This is a genomic window from Pseudoalteromonas rubra, from assembly GCF_000967655.1.
Taxonomy (GTDB): Bacteria; Pseudomonadota; Gammaproteobacteria; order Enterobacterales; family Alteromonadaceae; genus Pseudoalteromonas; species Pseudoalteromonas rubra_A.
On the sequence record NZ_JXYA01000070.1, the window covers coordinates 14,887 to 33,933 of the forward strand.

The 19,047-nt window shown below is 46.7% G+C and carries 10 protein-coding genes; 3 read left to right on the forward strand and 7 right to left on the reverse strand.

The features are described 5' to 3' along the window. Positions 1-3: 3 nt before the first annotated feature. From TW77_RS22590 to TW77_RS22600, 3 genes are all read right to left on the reverse strand, one after another. Positions 4-2,274: a cytochrome c peroxidase gene (locus TW77_RS22590; RefSeq protein ID WP_046007227.1), complete on the reverse strand. Its 2,271-nt coding sequence runs from the start codon at positions 2,272-2,274 to the stop codon at positions 4-6. A 196-nt stretch (positions 2,275-2,470) separates the two neighbouring features. Next, a complete protein-coding gene (locus TW77_RS22595; protein ID WP_046007228.1) occupies positions 2,471-4,198 on the reverse strand; it encodes an O-antigen ligase family protein in 1,728 nt (575 codons plus the stop codon). 69 nt (positions 4,199-4,267) lie between these two features. After that, positions 4,268-7,501 (reverse strand): Ig-like domain-containing protein, encoded by a 3,234-nt coding sequence (locus TW77_RS22600; RefSeq protein ID WP_046007229.1) that lies wholly within the window; start codon positions 7,499-7,501, stop codon positions 4,268-4,270. A gap of 206 nt (positions 7,502-7,707) precedes the next feature. Between TW77_RS22600 and TW77_RS22605 the strand changes: the two genes are divergently transcribed. After that, the gene (locus TW77_RS22605; protein WP_156158743.1) at positions 7,708-10,080 is read left to right on the forward strand and encodes a hypothetical protein; all 2,373 of its coding nucleotides are present in this window, start codon (positions 7,708-7,710) and stop codon (positions 10,078-10,080) included. On the opposite strand, the gene TW77_RS22610 is transcribed toward TW77_RS22605, so the two are convergent. Then, on the reverse strand, positions 10,077-12,641 hold the full coding sequence (locus TW77_RS22610; protein WP_046007231.1) for a serine/threonine-protein kinase: 2,565 nt from the start codon (positions 12,639-12,641) through the stop codon (positions 10,077-10,079). The two genes, TW77_RS22605 and TW77_RS22610, sit on opposite strands and share 4 nt — an antisense overlap. Before the next feature lie 66 nt (positions 12,642-12,707). Further along, the gene (locus TW77_RS22615) at positions 12,708-13,691 is read right to left on the reverse strand and encodes an FHA domain-containing protein (RefSeq protein ID WP_046007232.1); all 984 of its coding nucleotides are present in this window, start codon (positions 13,689-13,691) and stop codon (positions 12,708-12,710) included. A gap of 506 nt (positions 13,692-14,197) precedes the next feature. On the opposite strand from TW77_RS22615, the gene TW77_RS25310 reads away from it, so the two are divergent. Together TW77_RS25310 and TW77_RS22620 are read left to right on the forward strand one after the other, a co-directional pair. After that, positions 14,198-14,356: a hypothetical protein gene (locus TW77_RS25310; RefSeq protein ID WP_155946265.1), complete on the forward strand. Its 159-nt coding sequence runs from the start codon at positions 14,198-14,200 to the stop codon at positions 14,354-14,356. 724 nt (positions 14,357-15,080) lie between these two features. Continuing rightward, positions 15,081-17,369 carry a TonB-dependent receptor plug domain-containing protein gene (locus TW77_RS22620; protein WP_162197984.1) on the forward strand — a complete coding sequence of 763 codons (2,289 nt, stop codon included), beginning with the start codon at positions 15,081-15,083 and terminating at the stop codon, positions 17,367-17,369. Between the two features lie 131 nt (positions 17,370-17,500). Here TW77_RS22620 and TW77_RS22625 read toward each other — a convergent pair whose 3' ends face one another. Further along, positions 17,501-18,301, reverse strand: coding sequence for a hypothetical protein (locus tag TW77_RS22625; protein ID WP_046007233.1), 801 nt, complete (start codon positions 18,299-18,301; stop codon positions 17,501-17,503). A 49-nt stretch (positions 18,302-18,350) separates the two neighbouring features. Then, on the reverse strand, positions 18,351-19,047 hold a 697-nt coding region (locus TW77_RS25455), incomplete at its 5' end, for a hypothetical protein (protein WP_162197985.1).

Genomic DNA, 19,047 nt, shown 5'->3' on the forward strand with positions numbered 1-19,047 from the left:
ACGCTAGTTTGGCTTGCGGTTCTGATTATGATCTTTTGGGTGGTCAGGACGAATGAGGTCGGCCTGAATACTCACGCCCTCATTCTGGCCATCACCTGAGAGCAAAAAGTAATACCAGCCGGGGGTTGCGCCGTCGATGCGCAGAAACTCAGTGTTATCTGCTGAGCGTGAGGCAAAGGTATACATGCTGGTGCTGGGCCAGAAGTTGCTAACAAACAGGTCGCTGTTGCCAGCGCCGTGTCGGGTGCGAATTTCCAGCGTGCTACCCGGCTCAGTCACTTTGATAAAAAAGTAACTATCACCAGGCGCAGCACATTGGGCGCGGCCAGGCATAAGCTCAGCATAGCCACTGGGCAGGCCCTGCTCACAGGCATTGACGATATCGCGGGGTTGCTCACCGGGCTCACGCAGGGCGCTGTCGATACCCGCCGCAATTGTCAATCCTTCATAGCCCTGCGGATCCAACACAGAAACAAAGTGGCGGCCACGATTGACGGTCACTTTCAGCACCTGCTCGGTGCCTGTGCCGCGCGATATTGCCTGAGCATTCGCCGTACTGGCCCATTGGTCGGGGTTGTAAAACAGGCGAGGGCGCCCTGCGCCACCACGGCTGCTGAAGTACAAGGTGGTGCTATCCTGTGCGACATCCACATAAAAATAATGGGCTTTGCCCGAAATACACTCACCCTGCGCCAGCAACAAGCGGCTGCCAGTTACCGCCGTGTCGCCCTGACGGCAGTCTGCGGGCAGATACAAGGGCACACCCTGATAGTTTTTGGCAAACAGTTGCAGACCATCCGGATCGCCTTCCTGTGGTTGCGGCAGCCAGGCCATGAGGCACTCAGCTTGCTTTACACATGGATCGGTCAGGGCCTTCATAAAGTTGACCAGATCCGCTTTTTCTTGAGTGCTCAGCTCCAGCTTACGCAGTACCGGGGCACCGTCGGCAATTTCATCGTCGATGATTTTAGCGGCGGCATCGGTGTGCTGGCGGGTATCGGGGAACAAGTCGACACAGTTTTCTATGTCTTTGAATTGGGGCTGTCTGCACCAGCCCTGGTTGTCTATGTAGTCATCTAATACCGCATGGTAATCATCGTAATGCTCGACCACTTCCTCCAGCGTATCGTAGCTGCCCGCATGCCCATAGGGGCCAGTGACCTCGACGTTCAGCAGGGTTGTGGAGCGAAAGCTGTAGATATCATCCAGGCTCTGGTTACGCAGCATACGGCCGCGATCATTGCTTTCATCGCCAGGCTCACCGATCCCCGGCCCAATTTGTGGAAAAGCCAGACGGTGGTGGTTGGTGCCTTTGGTCTGACTAAAGCTGTCGGTATTGTGACAGCCAATGCACTGGGTGGGCAAGAAATCAGGCTCGCTACCTCCATCTGATGGTGGAGGGGGCATGTAAAGATACAGGTAGGCCCCGCGTTTTTCGGATTCACTCAGCGCGTTTTTATCGCCCTGAACGTAGCGGTTCCAGGGGTTGTCGGTAAAGTTCATCGACTGCTGATAGGCCGCCAGTGCACGGGTGATATTATCAAAAGTAATGATTTCTTCGGCGCTTTTATCGCCATAGACCGCGGCAAAATAGTCCCGCCACTGGTTGCGAAACAGCTCACCCTGGGCGCTGCCATAGTTGCCGATACGCGCTGCCAGATGGGCCCTGACCGCTTCATTGGGCGCGCCTTTCATAAATTCAAAGCCCTGCATCTCAGAGGGGGTAACGACCGGAAAGCGCGCTTGCGCTGCTAACAAAGAGTCACCCGCATTGGGATCGGCTTCACCATGAGGCACATCCGGCGTGCTTATTCCCTGCTCGGGGTTCAGCCAGTCGAGAAACTCCACTCGGGCATCACGAAACAAACTGCGTTTATGCACCCAGGCATTGAAAATACTGGGTGAGTTACGTGGCACATAAAATTGCCCTGTGGTGGTTTTACGGCCCGGCCCGAGTACATCCGGGTCTTGCGCAAGTGTGCCCACGGGCAGGGAGAGGCCATCACCGCCGCCCAGGTAGGGATGATGACAGCTGGCGCAGGCGACTTGCTTATCGCCACTGAGCGCTTTGCTAAAAAACAGCAGCTTACCCAGTTTGACTTCAGGGTCATCGACGCCGGGTAAGTCAAAGCCGTTATCGGGTTTGCCTGTCAGGCCATGCTGAGCAATGAGCTCAGTGAGTGCCTGATCTAAGTCATCAGGGATGGGCAGCGCGTGTGCGTTAAACGCGCTGCCCAGCAAAAGTGCAACAGCACCAGTTTTAACCTTTCTCATGTTGATCTTCCTTTCACTACAGTTGCTTATTTGTGCGGACGAAGCCGGATCAAAGATTAAGCTAACGTTTGTTAGGTTAAATAAAGGTTAAAGCCTGCTTGGGTGTAAATGCTCTCAATTGGATAATAATGCGTACCGGAAAGTGGACTAATCAAAACATGAGCTATTTGTGTAGGCGTTTTTTACGAGCAATTATTTATAATACAGGCCTTTGTGGGGGAATATTTCTTATGTTAGGGCTTTTGTGACTATATCTACTACTTTTGGACGTGCTTTGACCTGATACACCTAGCGTGCTTTTTATTTGGTGACTCAGTGCGAGCGTTCGTTTGTCATGTGGATGAAGTGCCAGCAACGCCTGTACTTTTTTCAGCGCTTCTGTATGCCTGCCGATATTGTGATAGGCCTGGGCCTCTGCATAGCGACCGTGAATGTTTTCGGGGTTTAGTGCGCGAAACTGCTTGATAGCGGCTAAACGTTTATGCTCATTTTGGTGCACAGCATGACTGATACTTAACATCAGCCAGGCTCGTTCATTGCCCGGGTTGAGCCTGACTGAGCGCGTTAAGTGCGCAGCATCAAGTGTTAGTAAGCCTTTTTTACTGTAGACTTCGGACGCAAAAAAAGCGCCAGATGTGGTGAGGAAACACGTTAAAATAGAGACTTTTGCAACACGAAATAGGTTTTTGTTTAGCTGGGCCGTCCACAACACAGGATGTGCGCTTCGACTGTGAATGGCTGCGATCAGGAGCACTGAAAATGCCAGACTGACAGGGGTTAAAAATACTGCGCTAAACTGTGCATTAATGAGCAGTGCTGAGTAGGCAACACATAGCCAGCGCTCGGTCAGGCCACCAATCCAGGCACCTAGCCAGGCTTGCCATAAATAATAAAGCAAAACGAGCGCAAACAGCGTCCCTCCTGGCCAGCCAAGTTCAGTGTATAGCTTGGCAAATATATTGTGCGGTGTCTTGAGCAGGGATTGATGATTTACCATAGGTGATGCCAGCTCTGTACCGGTTTTGGCATAGCGAGGGTGCACAAACTCAAAGTTATTCGCGCCCACACCCAGAGGGTGTTCTAGCAACATATCTTTACTGTTAGCGAGTATATTCAGCCTGGGCTGATAACTCATGCTAAATGAACTTTGCAATGAATTGAATTTTGCAGACAGTCGGCCACCTTGTAATGTATCGGAATACGTAAACAATGCTGCGCCCGAGAGCAGCAGAGCACTTACTGACATAAACATCAACGCCTGTTTACGGTCTTTGCAAAGTAATAGGGCCAAAACTAGCATCTCGCTTATGAGCAGAGCGATAATCGTGCTACGTATGGCACAGACCATCAGTATATACACCAGTGAAAACAGTATCATCACTAACAGCATTCTGCGTATCCAGCTGGCAGTTCGACAGATCGCTAAAATGAGGCATGGAAGCCAGATCACCATGACATGACCGGCATTATTGATAAATCCGATGGGCGTAAAGTTACCCACCAGCTGAGGCAAGCCTGCAAGTCGGTCGATGAAATAGGTCAGGCAGAAAGCACCTGCCGAGACAGCAGAGGCATTGAGTAACAAGTGAGTGATTTGCCGAGCGCTAAATTGTTGCAGCAAGGCCATCAGGGTCAGCCCGGTCAACGCCAGCCAGATGATAAAAGAGACACCTGCAAACATGTTGGGCGCCCAGAGTAGAGTAACACATGCGTAAGCACTGGCTGAGATAAAAAGGCAAGCTGGTAAAGTCAGTTGCCAGTTTCTGGCTTTCAGCTGATACAAAACAAACAGACTCAGGCCAATTTCGAGCAAAAAAAACTTTGGCGTATCATGGCTGTAGTACACCGCCTGCCAGCGCACAACAGTGATTAAAGCAAATAAACCGATGAGAAACTGACATGGTCTGGAGCTGTTGATAAACATGGTTTGGCTACCCTGTGTCTAAGAAGGTGTCAAAGAAGCTGCCTGTTGCAGGCAGCTCAGGTGGGTGGATCACTGGGCGTATTCAATGACCAGCTGCACATCGTTCACGTTAATATATCCATTGCTTCCTTCGTTACCGACAAACATCAGCTTCAGCAGTTGATCATTGCTGTTAGTGATTGTCTCCAGTCGGGTGAGCTCAGATACAAGTAATGGAGCAGCATAGTTAAGCGTTGTGCCTCTCGGAGGCTCTATAGTTGTGAGCAGACAAACTGGCGTAACAGGATCACAGGGCAGGTTGAAGTCATCAGGCTGCAGCAGCTGGCCCTGCTCACTGATATAAACCTTGAACCCCCCATAGGCAGCTATCCTGTTAAATACCAATTCAGCACGTGTGATCCGGGCATTTTTTGGCAGGCCTGACAGGTCAAACGCCATATAACCCCGGCTTATATAATCCTGACTTTCTCGAAGGTTAATGCCATTGCCGCGATCAATCATCACGCCGCCCTGGTAATAATCTGTATAGGAAGATTTGATGATAGAGCCTTTGTATTGCGGTTCGACGGCAAGTTCCTGAGTCTCTGCATACAGTCCGTTAAGCACCGCCACGGCCGCGAAAGGGATATCAATTTGTTCATTGAGTGAATTATTCGCAACAGTTAAAGTCGCTTTGTCAGTGGTGCTAAAATCACCCAGATAGGTGACGTTGAACTTTGTGGATTCATCTTGCTCTAGTGTTTGTGGCCAGGTAGGCATGCTAGATAACCGGTACTTACCAGCAGGTGTAAGCGATACGTCATTAATATTGAGTGTTCCGGCACCTTGATTAGCAAAGTTGAGTTCAATTGTAGGGGTGCGCTCTGTAAATATTAAACTGGGCCCATTATCAACCAGTGGCTGGCGGGTATCATCGAGAACCGCTTCGCCTTTAAAGGTCGCAACCTGCTGCTGTAAAGTCAGTACAACGTCATTTAGTGGGATCTCATTACCGTTTTGATCCACTGTACCCCATCTGTCCGGGAAGAAGCGCAGTGTCTGTGGTCCACTCGTCAAGTCCTGATAGGTCGCCACAATCTCGTAAAAGAGTGAATCTGGTGTTTGTGTGGCACTTTTCGTAAACAGTGCTCTGGCTGAGGTTTGACCCTGCTGATTTGTGGTATAGCTTTGCTGATAGCTAAAGCCTGCCTTGCTGGTTAGCGTGACTTCAGCATTGGGGATAGCCTGACCAGCCGCGTCTTGTACTGTAACATTCATGTTTCTGTAGCCTGCCCGCTCACCATCCAGTTGGTAATCAAAGTTCCACCAGCTAAAATGACCTACCTGACCGACGTAATAGTCTCCACTGAGTGTGGCATTGCCCTCATGGGTCCAGGTACCGGTTTCTTCATTGAGGTGCCACAATGGCATAGTTTCAGGGGCCGTAGCAGGATCGGCTACTTTAATACGAATATCGGCAAAATGACCATCTTTGATCTGCAGCGGGGTGCCATTGGTGTCGCTCAGCTCCGCGGCTATCACTCCATAGGAGATAATGTCTACCAGGCTGCCGTCGGCTATTTGCCCTTTAAACTCGCCCGGGAAAGTGGAATAAAACTGATCGGACAACGGGTTGAGCGCAGTGTATTGTATTTGGACCTGACTGGTGTACAGGTCACCATTTTCATATGCAATGCTGTTTGGTGCAAAGTCTATACGGGCCAGGTCGCCGCCGATATCGATATTAGTGGGCTGTGTGGCGGTAAACTGCACCGTGTGCCCTTCGGTCAGGTTGATTTTACCCAGAGTGAGTATTTCATCGCCCTGTAATTCAATACGCTTGTAATAAGGAAAGAAACCCGGAGCCTGAACGCTGAGTACATGTTCGCCAACGGGAACATTGTCAATGCTGAGCTGACCAAATTGATCGACATTGACATGTCTGCCAGACAGACTGGCTTGCGCTTGCGGGAGCGCTGTGAAGCGGCTTATACCATTGCTTACAACCTGATATCCGACACGGCTACGCATAGAAGCGCTTTCCTGTGAACCAACGGGGTCGCCGGTGACTTCGAACTCAAAGGAAGCGGAGCCGCTTCTTGAAGCATCGGCATTAAATGCAACCACATCAAGTCGGTAGCTGCCTGGAATAAACCGACCATTTACGGACGTCGTAAAAGGAGAAAAGCGCGAATCAAGGGTATAGTTGCTGGTATCTACCGCCACAACCTGGCCATTGAGATACCAGACATAGGTGACATTAGCGGCATCGACATCATTGGCGGTAATGCCCGCGCTGGCTGCTATGATGGTGTCTGAATCAAATGCAAATGTTGTCGCGTATTGGCTGCTGCCGATCAGAGAAACGGGCAGGTTTTCATTCAAATCTAAGTTAAACTCAAAGTTAACTGACCCCAGACCCGCTGCACCCGTTAAACTGTACTGACCAATGGTTATTTGATCAGCCAGGATCTGTACGGTTTCCGCAACACCCAGCGCCAGATGCTGCACACCGTTATTACCCTGATCATGTACTGTAACGATGAGCGTATAGTAACCACTGGGCACAGTATTTGAGAGGGTGGCGGTATAGGTTTTAAACCCGGTTTTTACGGGGCCTGGTTGTAAACTCAGCTGGATTGACTCGCCCGTTTCGGGTTTGAGCATGGCTGACATCACTTCCCCCTGAACACTTGCTTCCGGGAACTCAAGGTTCAGTGTAAAACTGCCTGTCCCTTCAATCAGCGACAGGTCAATGGCAGTGCTGGTGACTTCACCAACATTAATGTTAACTGCTTTGGTTCCCTGAGCAAAACGTTCTGAAGCCGCATTTTTAGCCTCTACTGTAATATCCCACTGACCAAAACGTAAAAAGTCCAGTTGCAGGTTATTCCCTGAGGTTAGTGTTTGGCTAAATGCACTATTCTCAGGGCCTGTGCCAGAAATAACATATTGACTGGCTGTCAAATCTAAATCTGGTTTGAGCGTCGCTTGCTCACCGGCTGGGGCATGTCGCCCTGCCAATGCTGGTTGGTGCTTAGACGGGTATGAAACCGCGTCATCGGAATCTTGAAATATGTCAGACCGCCCGACAACCCCGGAAGACAAATGATTTTGAAGTTGCTCAGTCTTTGACTGGGAGTCCATGGCATTTACCGTAATGCTCAGGGAGCCAGTTTGTGCTGGCGTTGTTTGAGCGGGTGGCTTGGTATGCTGGCTGCCTGAGTTTTGACCTGAAGCGCCGTCGCCACCTCCACCACATCCTGATATTAGTGCTGTCAACACAGCGACATGCATAAGCTGCTTGTGCGTTTTTAAAGACATTTTATACCCTCTGTTAAAATACAGTATTTACTGGCTGGTTCTAAGCTGGGGAATTTATTTAAAAGTAAGCTTGGAAAGTATTACGCGGTGCTAACGGTGATTGTTGAGGAAATTGAAATTATAAAAGGGTGGGTTGTAAAAAAAGATGGCTCATGCTAAATGTGGAACGTTCCATTGCTTTTCTTTTTATACGGAGTGAGATTTTTATGAGTAGTTTTTTTAGGACTAGCGGCATGTATTATGGTGATGGTTGTTTTAATACTGGAAGGTATAAGGTTACATTTAAAAGACATGGTCATGATGCTATGATTATTGATATTGTTGATTTTTTTTCTGGTAATAGATGCCATTATATTTTTGAAGGTGAGAGGGATGGTGCTGTTATGGATGCTGCTGCTCATCATCCCAGGACCTTCTGGTCGTGTTTATATAATATAAAATGCGTTCAAGTTGGTCAGGATTTGGCTTTTATTACTAATTATAATGGCAGTTATGCCCTTGTCTATTTTAAAAGGAAAAATATTGGGTTTGAAACTAGGGTTGTTGATTACAATCATGGCCATGAATCTCTTAAAGTTTTTAGTAACGGAGGGAGTGCTGAATTGACACCTTTGAAACAGGAGAAGCTGCAGGTTATTGATGATACTATAATTTTGTTTGATGGGAAAGGGCTGAGAAAATATCATTTTGAAAAAGGAGGTGAATATTTAAAATTACAATCTGTTCAAGCTGTGGATTTTAAACCTGCTAATGAAGGAGCAGGTTTTAATGTTCATTTAATTATGCTGAGTGAGTCGTGCTTTTTCTATTACCATTGCTCTCCTAATGAAGAACTCTATTTTGTTAATGCAGGGGAGGAGGGGGCCGCTTGTAACTTAGATGTTTTAAAATCAAAAGAATGCTTTTTTATCAATGGGGATTATAGCGGAAAGTATAGTTTTATTGATCAGGTTTATTTTTGTAATAGAGATGATTTATTTAAAGTTGAGTTTTTGAAATCGGAATTGCAAGATAAAAAAGGAAGAGACAAAGGGAAAACAGAAGTCATTGTATTGCTGGGGGCGGTACTTGAGCGCTTGGGTGGTGAGAGTCAATTGCGTGGTGGCAAAGGGAAAGTAATTTGGAGGCTTTCAGTAGACTTATCAAGAGACCTTATGCCTCACGAGATGGAGGTGGAGGTAAAAGATGGTTTTATTTTTATTAAAATAGAGAATATATTGACTATTCTGGAGCTGCAAAGTTCTGACAATGAAAGTGCAGATGACAGGCTTTCAGTGCGCCGTGGTATATCGGTTTCGCTTAAGGATGTGTTTGTCGAAAAAATTGATAGAGTAAAAATATTCAATAAAGTACTTAATAATAATGATCCATCTGAGAGTAAGTTTTTTGAAGGTGATCTTAAGAGTTTTATTGAAGAGTATGATGATAAAGGGAAGTACATGATTGACACGTTTTACATGCATGACTCGCTTTTTTTGTCGGTAGGAGTGGGAGATTACGAAAATGAATATCAAGCCAGACTTACACTCAATCCAAGAGAGTTTTTAGGTACGCAGGTTAAAACAATCATTCATAAACCTTTTGAAAGTGTCGATTTTCACAAGAGTTATACTGATGAATTAAGCGATTCGCTCAGACTTAATTTGCCACCTTTTAACAGAACATTAGGTGTAGCATTTCAGTTGCACTTTTCTCTTAGTGAGCGAGAAAAAGCGACAGGATATCGCTTTTCTTCATGGTGTATGAATGCTGACAGGTATGATGAACAGAAGTTAACAGAGAACGGTTATAAGATAAACTATGATGTTAGTGCTGATGAATGCAGTGTCTGGGTACATGTAAGTAAAATTCCGGGTGAAGACCATGATGATGGTGTCAGTAAAATTCCTCTTTTTTTCAAACTGAAAGATGGGTATAAAAACTCTATAAAATACACTTGCTGCTTGGATATTGATGAACAAGCCGCAATTAAAAAGCCCGGTGCCGTACAGTATATGAAAGCGATAGTAGCAGATGGTGAAAACAAAAATATTGATCACTTTAAATCTCCACCTCTGTGGCGAGAAAAAACCAACGAAACTCGTTTTGAAAAAGAAATTGATTTGGGCGACTACTACTGGGATTTAAAGATTATAAACCCGGGTTTGTCTGTAGAAGGGCATGAAGATATACTCATTCTAGAGGAGCTGGAGGAAGACGGAGATCATTATAAATCGACGCTGGTGATCTATTTGTGTGATGACAACTGGGAATTTGTGGATGTGATTTTCAATTCTTCAGACGATGTCAGCCAGCGAATAATAGAAAAAACCTCCAACATCAATGCCTACGACGGCCAAATTAAGGCCTCTGTGAATATCAATAACTCAGGCTATATCAAAGAGTTAAAAATAGAACTATACATACCGACCAGCTTCCAATGTGAGGATGTTAGCAAGTCTGGAATCGATATGCAGGAGTGGGTTAAGCATGCGCATCTGTTTCCCTTCTTTATCAGGGGAAGAAACAAGGTGAATGGCAAGTACTACGTAACGGATGACCCAAGGTTAGGAATAGGTAAACCTCGTCCTAAACATTAACCGGCCCGACACAGCGGGTTGTTATCCCGCTGTGTGACTATGTCTTTGAAATGTTCAAATCGACACAGAGGTTTAAACCAGGGGTAACTAAACCAGATTGCATGGTAACCTGCATTCAGGGCGTCTTTAACGTGTATATTGGCCGAACTGTATTCACCCACTAAGGTATACACAGTTGCGGCCGTATAGGCATATTCATAGCGTTCATTGGATAGCTTGATTGCCTGGTTCAGCGCGGTAAGTGCCAGTTCTGCTTCGCCAAGCTGAGCAGCGGCCTGTGCTCTGTCGATCTGGCTTTCGAAATCACTTTGCTCGTGTGTTTTGGCCAAAATTGCGTGGTAGTGCGAATGTGCTTTGTGATGATCCCCCAGCAACAGATAATTGTCGGCGAGTGTCAGCTCGGTCAGTGTACTTTGTGGCGCCTGTCTGTAAGCCGCTTTAGCGTGGGACAGCGCCTTGGTGGGTTGCGACAGCAACATGTAAGCAATCGCTTTATTGTTTTCTGATAATGGGTCTGACGTGGTCAACTTATTATAATTGGCGAGGAATTTGTCGGGCTGGCCCTGGCTAAGGTAGATATCACCTAACAACTTATAAATGTACTCAGTTCCGCCAGCCCTGTCTATAACCGCATACAGCAGCGTTTTTGCCTGCTCTAAGTCTGCGTTGTAGTAATGGGCAATGGCCAGGTTGTAGTGATCATCCACACTGCCTTTGAGTTTAAGCATTGCTTTGTAGCTTTCAATTGCCTGCGAAATATTGCCGGTTTTAAAGTGCTTTTGCCCTTGTAGCATCAAAGTAAATACAGGGCCAGCGCCAGAAAGGGAAATCGCGCCAATATGACTGTCTGCTTTGTCGATATCACCCGTTTCTATGCTCAATAATGCCATATTGATATGATAATTATTGCTGTACTGATAGACATGGGGCGCATCATGCAGTGCTTGCTGCAGGGGTTGCAGATGGCTTTTGTCGCCGTATGTTTCAGATAACTTTATTGCCAGAAAAGTGAACAAAGAATAGAGCGGATAAAATCTTGGGTTTTGATCAATTAAAGGCGTTAGCCTGGTCAGATCCTCTGGGTTGTAGTGACCGTTTATCATCGCATTGATATAAACGCTCAGATAAACAAGATATGCATCCTGACCGATATTTTGAGTCAGTTGCGCTGGCACATCAGCATCCGGGAAAAGATCCGTAAGTAAAACGTGCGCCGAATCTTTTAACTTAAGATAGCTTTCTGAGTCTGTCAGTATTGACTGGCTGGAGAGTACCGTGTTGTTACTGGTATCAATATGGCTCAGTTTTAGCAGGCAAGTGGTGCTGGTGCAATCTAGCTGGCTTTGCACAATATCTGTTGCACCTGTGATGTCGGCAATGTGCGCACTGCTATGCACACCTTTGTATTCAGAGCTTGGGATGAGATACAGCGCACTGCTCTGAGCAATGGCGCTACTGAGCGCATCATTGACGGTTGCCCGGAGCAGTTGTTGCTGCTGTGCATTTAGCTCACTATTGGTAAAGTCAGGTTCCATCACCGCAATGTAGCGTGTGACGGGTTGCATCTGTTGCCAGTATATTAAACTGATCACAATACTGAATGTTAGCACTGCCATTGCGGGCCATATCCGACCCCGGGAACGCCCCTTTTCCGGGGAGGTGTGCGTGTTATCCGGCGCCTGAGGACTGCTGGTCAAATCATCAAGCAGCACGGTGTCATCTGTGTTAAGTAATGCATGTTGCGCTTTAATATCGCAAAGTCGTTCATACACGTACTGCGCAGAGTTCGGACGCTGTGCTGGATCAGACAAGAGCAACATGTCAATCAGCTCGGCGAGCGCTGTTGGCAGAAGTGGAAAAATATCACGGGCGCTTGAAGGAGTTGCTGTAAGAATGGCTTTTGTGGCATCTGCCTGGTGGCTTCCGAATGGGTGGCGACCTGCAAACAGCTCAAACATCAACAACCCCAGTGAAAACAGATCCGATTTTTCGCTCAAAGGCAGCCCTAAGAGGTGCTCGGGTGACATAGCACTGTGTGTACCATATATCGGCGAGGCCACGGAATCATCATGTAGAAGTTGTGAAATACCAAAATCGGTGACTTTTACGTCGTTGACGTGCGAAAGCAGGATGTTGCCGGGTTTCAGGTCGCAGTGCAAAACCCCTTGTTGATGCGCATATGCTAACCCTTTGCAAATATCAGTGGCAATCTGTAGTTTCTCTTCCAGTGTAAGAAGGCGGGATTGAGTTATCACATTCAATGGCTGACCTGCAACGTATTCCATAATCAATGCCAGCCCTTGCTGGGTTTTGTGCAGCTCATATATTTGCACTATATTGGCATGATTCAGTCTTGCCATTATACGCGCTTCGGTCAGCACATCTTCTTCACTTAACCTGGTGCAGGGTTTCAGTAATTTGACGGCAACCTGACGTTGCAGCTGGGTGTCATTAGCCAGCAAAACATGCGCCATTCCCCCGCTGCCGAGCATTTTTAGTGCTTCCAGTTTGGCTGGTAGCTGCAAAGACATATCATTTAATAAGGGGCAGGGTGTGCTCATATCTCACCAATTTCTTTGACTAGTATGATTAATGTATTGGAACGTTATTATATTGCTTTGCAGGTTTTAATCCATGCCTACCCGAGTTTCTAATATGCCACCTTTCAATATTTTAAAGTGCTTTCCTGCGAAACGGACATGGCCTTTTTTACGCTCAATAAGACAATTATGTAGCGTTACATTCCCTACTTGTTGCACCAATTGTTGTCTGGCTCTGTGTATAAGAATATTGATATGGTTTTCTGTCAGGCCTAAGTCTCTTGCAAGCGTTTTGAGACTTACCCAGCCCTTTGTGAATTCCTCTAATGGGGTGCGAGTCTGATAAGCGTGTGCTTTGTATCTTGCCAGCATTGCTATCAAGTAGTGGTGCGATCTTTCCTTTAAATCAATCAAGCATTCCGGGGTGTAGATTTTTATTGTCGTATGCTCTTCGTCTTGGCTTAGTGATATTTCACATTTGAACAGATTGCTCATGTCTTGAGTCGGCTCTGTGGATTTTGACTCGTTTCTGGCTGCTATGAATAGGCGCCAATGGGTGTCGCTTATGGTGACCAGATCACCATCATTAACAACGCTGACTTGCTGGGTCGCCAGGTTTTCGGTACACCATTTGCAAAGGCTTATGTCAAAAAACATAGCGACTTCAGGCGCGCTATCATTGGGAAGCAAATGATAACCATCTAGCACTATCGGAGCCTTAATCGCGCTGCTTACAGGAGGGCTTGTCGTTTGAGCAATCAACAGATCTTGTGGGGGCGCGCAGGACGTTACTTCAAACTCTAGCAGGTCATGGTTTGCGAATCTTAAACAATCTCCTTTGCTGAGAGTGATATCCTGATTTGGCTTTAATCGTTCACTATTAAGCCAGATACCATTTCTACTTACATCTCTGACAATCCAATGATTAACATGCCACTCGATGATCCCATGGATCCGGGAAACACTTACATGATCTAGCCAGGTATCAACCGTATGACTTAGTCTGCCAAAACGGTGGAACGATCCAGTATGAATAACCTCGTTACTGCGCACATTTTTGAGAGTGGCCATGTTGCGGTCCTTAGAGTGTGTAAGTGATTCTCGTTATATTGTAACGAACTCTTTCAATCCTGTATGTATTTTACAAAATGGGTTGAAACACATCAGATCAGTAGCGTCTCCGGTACATTTCAGACACGTAAAAGCCAAAAATATTTCGGGGTGCTCTCCAGAACTGAAGAGCTGAGTAGGGCACCTGTACTCTGTTGCTTTGTGTAACCTTTCACGGCAGTGGTTTTTTTGTGCGGACGAGGCCGGATCAGAGATTAAGCTATCGTTTGCTGGGTTAAACAGAGGTGACAGTGTGGGTGGGTATAAATGTTCCCAATTGGGAAATAATGCGTTCATAAAAATGATTTGATCAAAACATGAGCTATTTTTATAAGTGTTTTTTAACGAATGATTGTTTATTAAACTCAGTTTTATTTAAATAAATATTTCATCTATTTGGGCTTTTTGCGACTATAAAAACCTGATACTGTTACTGCGACTTATGTAACTAACCAAAGGAAATTAAGATGTTACTTAAACTAAGCAAAAAGACCGTTAAAAACCTTAACACCTCTTCTGCTAAACTTAACCCACAGCAAACCCCACAGGTTGCTGGTGGTACTAACCTGGACACACTTATGTGTCTGAAAACCATGCAGTGCCCGCAAACCTGGCAGTGCGCTTAATTGCTATTGTATGACCTGAACAGGCGCCCGAGTGGGTAACCTGATAAGGTGATATTTTTAGTTTCTTGCTAGACAATGTTGTTGATCGTAGGTCAGTTTACTGGCCTGCTTTATGTTTCTGAGCGCGGTGTGGTGATTCAGAAATGCCCCTCCTCCATCTCATCTTGAAGCGCAAATTTGGTAAAACTTGCATCAGCCATAGCCTTGGTTACATTGCTTAATCACACTGAGTATCCGCTCATGCATTAATGAGTAGCTAGATGCGCATTAAATTGAATTACAGCAATTAATGAGGTCCCTTTTACTCATTATTTGCAGGTGTGTCATATAATGAGTAAACATCTCTCGCAAAACACTCTCAGATATAGAAAACGACCGTGGAAACTATAAAACCGAAGTATTAAACAAGGCCTTCAAGCCATTCGGCCTAAAAATCGGACTGGTACCAACATCTTCGGCAATGTTGATGAGCATACTAGAGGGAGAGCCGCCAACACGTTAGTTGACCGGCAAAGAGCGCATTAACTGAATATTTTGCACGCCAATTCGGTAGCGTTACTCCGTTGTGGAGCTAAAAAAACAAGGGGAAGTTTCACAGAAGAAGGCGTTTTGTGCTCACCTGAAGCCCCCTATGTTGCAATGCCTGCAATGTGCGACTATTACTTTAGAGGTACTTTTACCGCGAAAGATGCAGGCAGATATGCTACGCAGTGCGACAAAAAAAATGATGCCTTTGATGTGTATGTTGGCGTCAACGGTTTTGGGTGCAAATGAAGCTGACTCAGGCCTGTTTGCGCTGGAGCTGGACGACTTGCTCGAATTGACGGTCACGTCCGGCTCTAACCGGGCGGAGCAGTTTCGCCACACACCCGCATCAATACAAGTGATCACTGAACAGGATATTAAACAACGCGGCTACACCTCATTCAGTGAAGTCATTGCGGACTTATCGGGGTTTGACCTTAATACCTCTTACGGGGTCGACCATAGCCTGTTTTATCAGCGGGGTTATCGTACCCCCAGTAATCAGCGCACGCTGGTCATGGTGAATGGGGTGATAAATAATCAGCTTTGGGGGCATGACTTTTCTGCCAACAGGCAAACGCCTTTAACTATGATTGAGCGCATTGAAGTGTTGTCGGGTCCTGCCGGGGCGGTTTATGGCCCGAACGCATTTCTTGGTGTAATTAACATCATCACCAAAAAAGGGAAAGCGCTGGAGCAAGACGGCCATAAGGTGAGCGCACAGGCACAACTGGCTGATTTTGGCAGTAAAGCGCTGGATTTAAATTTGCTGGGTAAGGCAGGGCGCTGGAGCTATTGGCTGGGTATCAAGCAGTTCAAAAGTGATGGTCCCGGGGTCGATGATTTTGCCCGGTGGGACTTTGTTGATGAACAGTATCTCTCGGATCCTCGCTTTTGGGGACCGGTGCTGAATTATGGCCATGATGGTGTGCCATATGGTCAGTATGTCTCTAAAGATGATGAGAGTGGCGTGTTTGGAGAGGTCAGTTTTGATACCCTGACCCTGGGGGTCAATAACTGGATCACGCACAATGGCTATGGGTTGCAGTTCGCCTTTGACAGGGGCCAGCCCAATGCACGCTGGAGTCGGCGTACCAGTTCCTATTATCTCAGGCATGAAACCCCTTTGTTTGACAAAGGCACCTTAAAGCACTTTATTCGCTATCGTTCAGAGCAGCGTTATGGCGACTGGGCCGAGGCCAGTCCGGATCCGCTAAGTACGAAATCGCGCAACTCTTATGTGACCATTTCTGACTGGAACTCGACCAGCAGCTCCTGGAAAGTGCGCCAGGATTATGAGTATCAATACAACTCAGAAGTGCACCTGGCGGCAGGGCTAAAATACGAGCGTAAGGAACTCACCTCGGCGTATGAGATCTGCGGGTACTTTGCCTCTGCGTACTGTACATTTGAAGATCCGGCAGATCTTGGTCCTTATGGGCTGGGCAAAGGTGTGTACTATTCAACCGACCCGGATATGCAGGTAATACGCTATCAGCTCAAAGATATGCCGGATGAAAACCTGGTGACGACCACAGACAAGGGCGTATATTTTCGAGCCAGTTACAAGCAAGCTGACTGGTCGCTCAGTGGCGCGATACGCTGGGACAACAACTCAGTATACGGCACGTTTATCAAGCCGCGTGTTGCACTGACCTATGACATTAATGCCACTAATACAGTGAAGGCCATTTATGCTACGGCGTTTCAGGAACCTGCCCCGGTGCAATTATACGGCGGGTGGAACGGGCGTAATGCCAACCCAGAGCTGGCCCCGGAAGAAGTCAAAGACTTAACCCTTATCTGGATGAATCAAAGCGGGGCCTGGTTTAGCGATCTGTCGGTTTATTACAGTCGCTACAACAACGTTATTAAAGAAGAAGCGAATAATGCCGGTGAGCGCGATGTGCTGGGAGCAGAATGGCGGTTGCGTTATGAGGCCGAAAATCCCTGGTTTGATGCGCCTCAGATAAGCGCCTACATGAATTACACTTATACCAAAACCACCAGCCATATTAACTTTGACCATCAGTTGGGCGTGTGGGTAGGGGATGGCACGCCAGCGTGCGAGGACGATGCTGCCGCATGCGGGCATTACCGGGTCGACCTGGGTGACATTGCGCCCCATAAGCTGAATCTGGGCCTGAATTTGCCATTAAGTACTCGGTTGAGCATTAATACCCGCCTGAACTACGTCTCTGAAAAATCACTTTACCTGCGCAACCCGCTGCGCCAGCAAGGCACCAAACTCGGGGACTATTTGGTGACAAATCTGAGCCTGGTCTGGCAGCAGGATGCACTGAGTGTGCATCTTAAAGTGAAAAACCTGTTCGACAGCCAGGTATATCATGCCGGGAGTGAACAGGGCAGCTCAGGCAACCAGTTCCGCGATGAGAACGGTGATTTACTGCGTTCACAGGGGTTCTACAGCTCTATTTTTCCTCAGGTGGGGCGCAACTGGGAGCTGGGCGTGACTGTGGTGTTTTAGCTGTTTTATTACCTCTGGTAGTTACTGTTTTCCTGTCAGAACCTTTTTATACTGTTCAGCCACTTTTTCATCGTTTAATTTTCCTTATTATCCCAGCTGAGCAGGGTTATGTGCCAGATACAGCCAACGGTTTACTCTTGCTCCGTTAATCTAACTCTCACATGCGAAGACGTGTTAATTTGCGTTGATTTGTTGTAGATAGAACTAGTCACCGTTTTTGTCTCGTTATAGCTAAGGTCTACTTCTATCTGGATAGGTGATGGACATAAGCTAAGGTACTTTGCGGGTATAGTCAGTTGCTTATTTGGTTGGAAGTCATCAGGTGCAATTTCAACTTCCCAATCTACAACCGAATCCTGTTTTGCGTCACATTTTTCGCCTTCTTTGAGTGTTTTGATTCTGTAAGTGAAGCTATCGGGCAGATTGACCGAATTCGGATCCCAGCTTATTACAACATCGCTGCCTGAGTATGCAAAAGTGTCATAATCAGCCTGAGTTGCAGGATAAGTTATGGTCGCAAACTGGGGAAAGGAGACGGGATAACTGTCAATCGGTTTCCTGCCGCGATTTATATTTAATTGCCAGCTTTGAGTATCAGAGATTGACTGCGACTCTGACGACCAGTTCAGAAAACAGCAATATGGCTCTTCTATGTCTTTCGCTGTATTTTGGCCCTTAATAACAATACTGTGAGGACCGGATAGCGTAACATTATCCTGTCCGGTCAGTTCTATCGGTGTTCCTGTATTGTCAGCTAGGCGCACATGTCCACGGATATGATCGGATATTTCGCCTTCATAATTGCGTTCGAAATTACGTTCCAGGGTCAGTGTAACCTGGCTAAAGGTAAATTCACTCTGCTCTACCGTAGATGAGTCTTTACTTTCACAGCCTGTAAGCATAAATGCAGCAATCAGCAGTGTTTTTTTCATTGTTTTTCCTTAAAAGAAGGGGGGAGTAACATTAGTTACTCCCCGAGTGCTAATTAAGAATTAGTCCAAGATCAGCCTTATCAAACAATATCCATCTATGGTTATTGTGATCAGAACTATAGCTTCTATGTTGGTCAAAAACATAGTTATCAAATGCCGATGCTGTGCTCACAAAACTCATTCGTCCTGTTGTGTAATCTCCCTCACTGATCCCTCTGTCATAACCAATGGCCCAGGAAGAAGCTCTGTCCATTTCTCGCGAGATTTGATGATAAAGCTGAATATAGCTGCCGTTATCATCGGAGCGTGCACTACTGTATAACCGGGAATGGCGGCCTCCGGACAGGTGCCACTGTATGTCTACCTTTAAATCCTGTGCGCGGTTGCCGGTATAAACACCAGGGATCACACGACCATTGATGGCCCCATAGCTGATGGCCGTAGTATGTGTGCCGCTCATATTGGCAAAGTAGTTATCCAGGCTGCGGATATGCTCCTGCAAGTTACGGTTAGCCGGGTTGCCCTCATGCAGGTCTCTGAAAGTGATGGTGGCAAAAATGTCTTTAATTGAGCGAAGCCGCTCGCGCTCCTCCCGGCATTGTCTGCGCTGGGTGCCGCTGGTGGGATAACGCGCACCACATCGCATTTTATTGGCCTGGTTTTCTATTTCGTGTGCAAAGCTGATCACATCCGCAGGCATATGCACACCTCTGAATGGGGCATCTACCACGGCGGGATCGCACTTT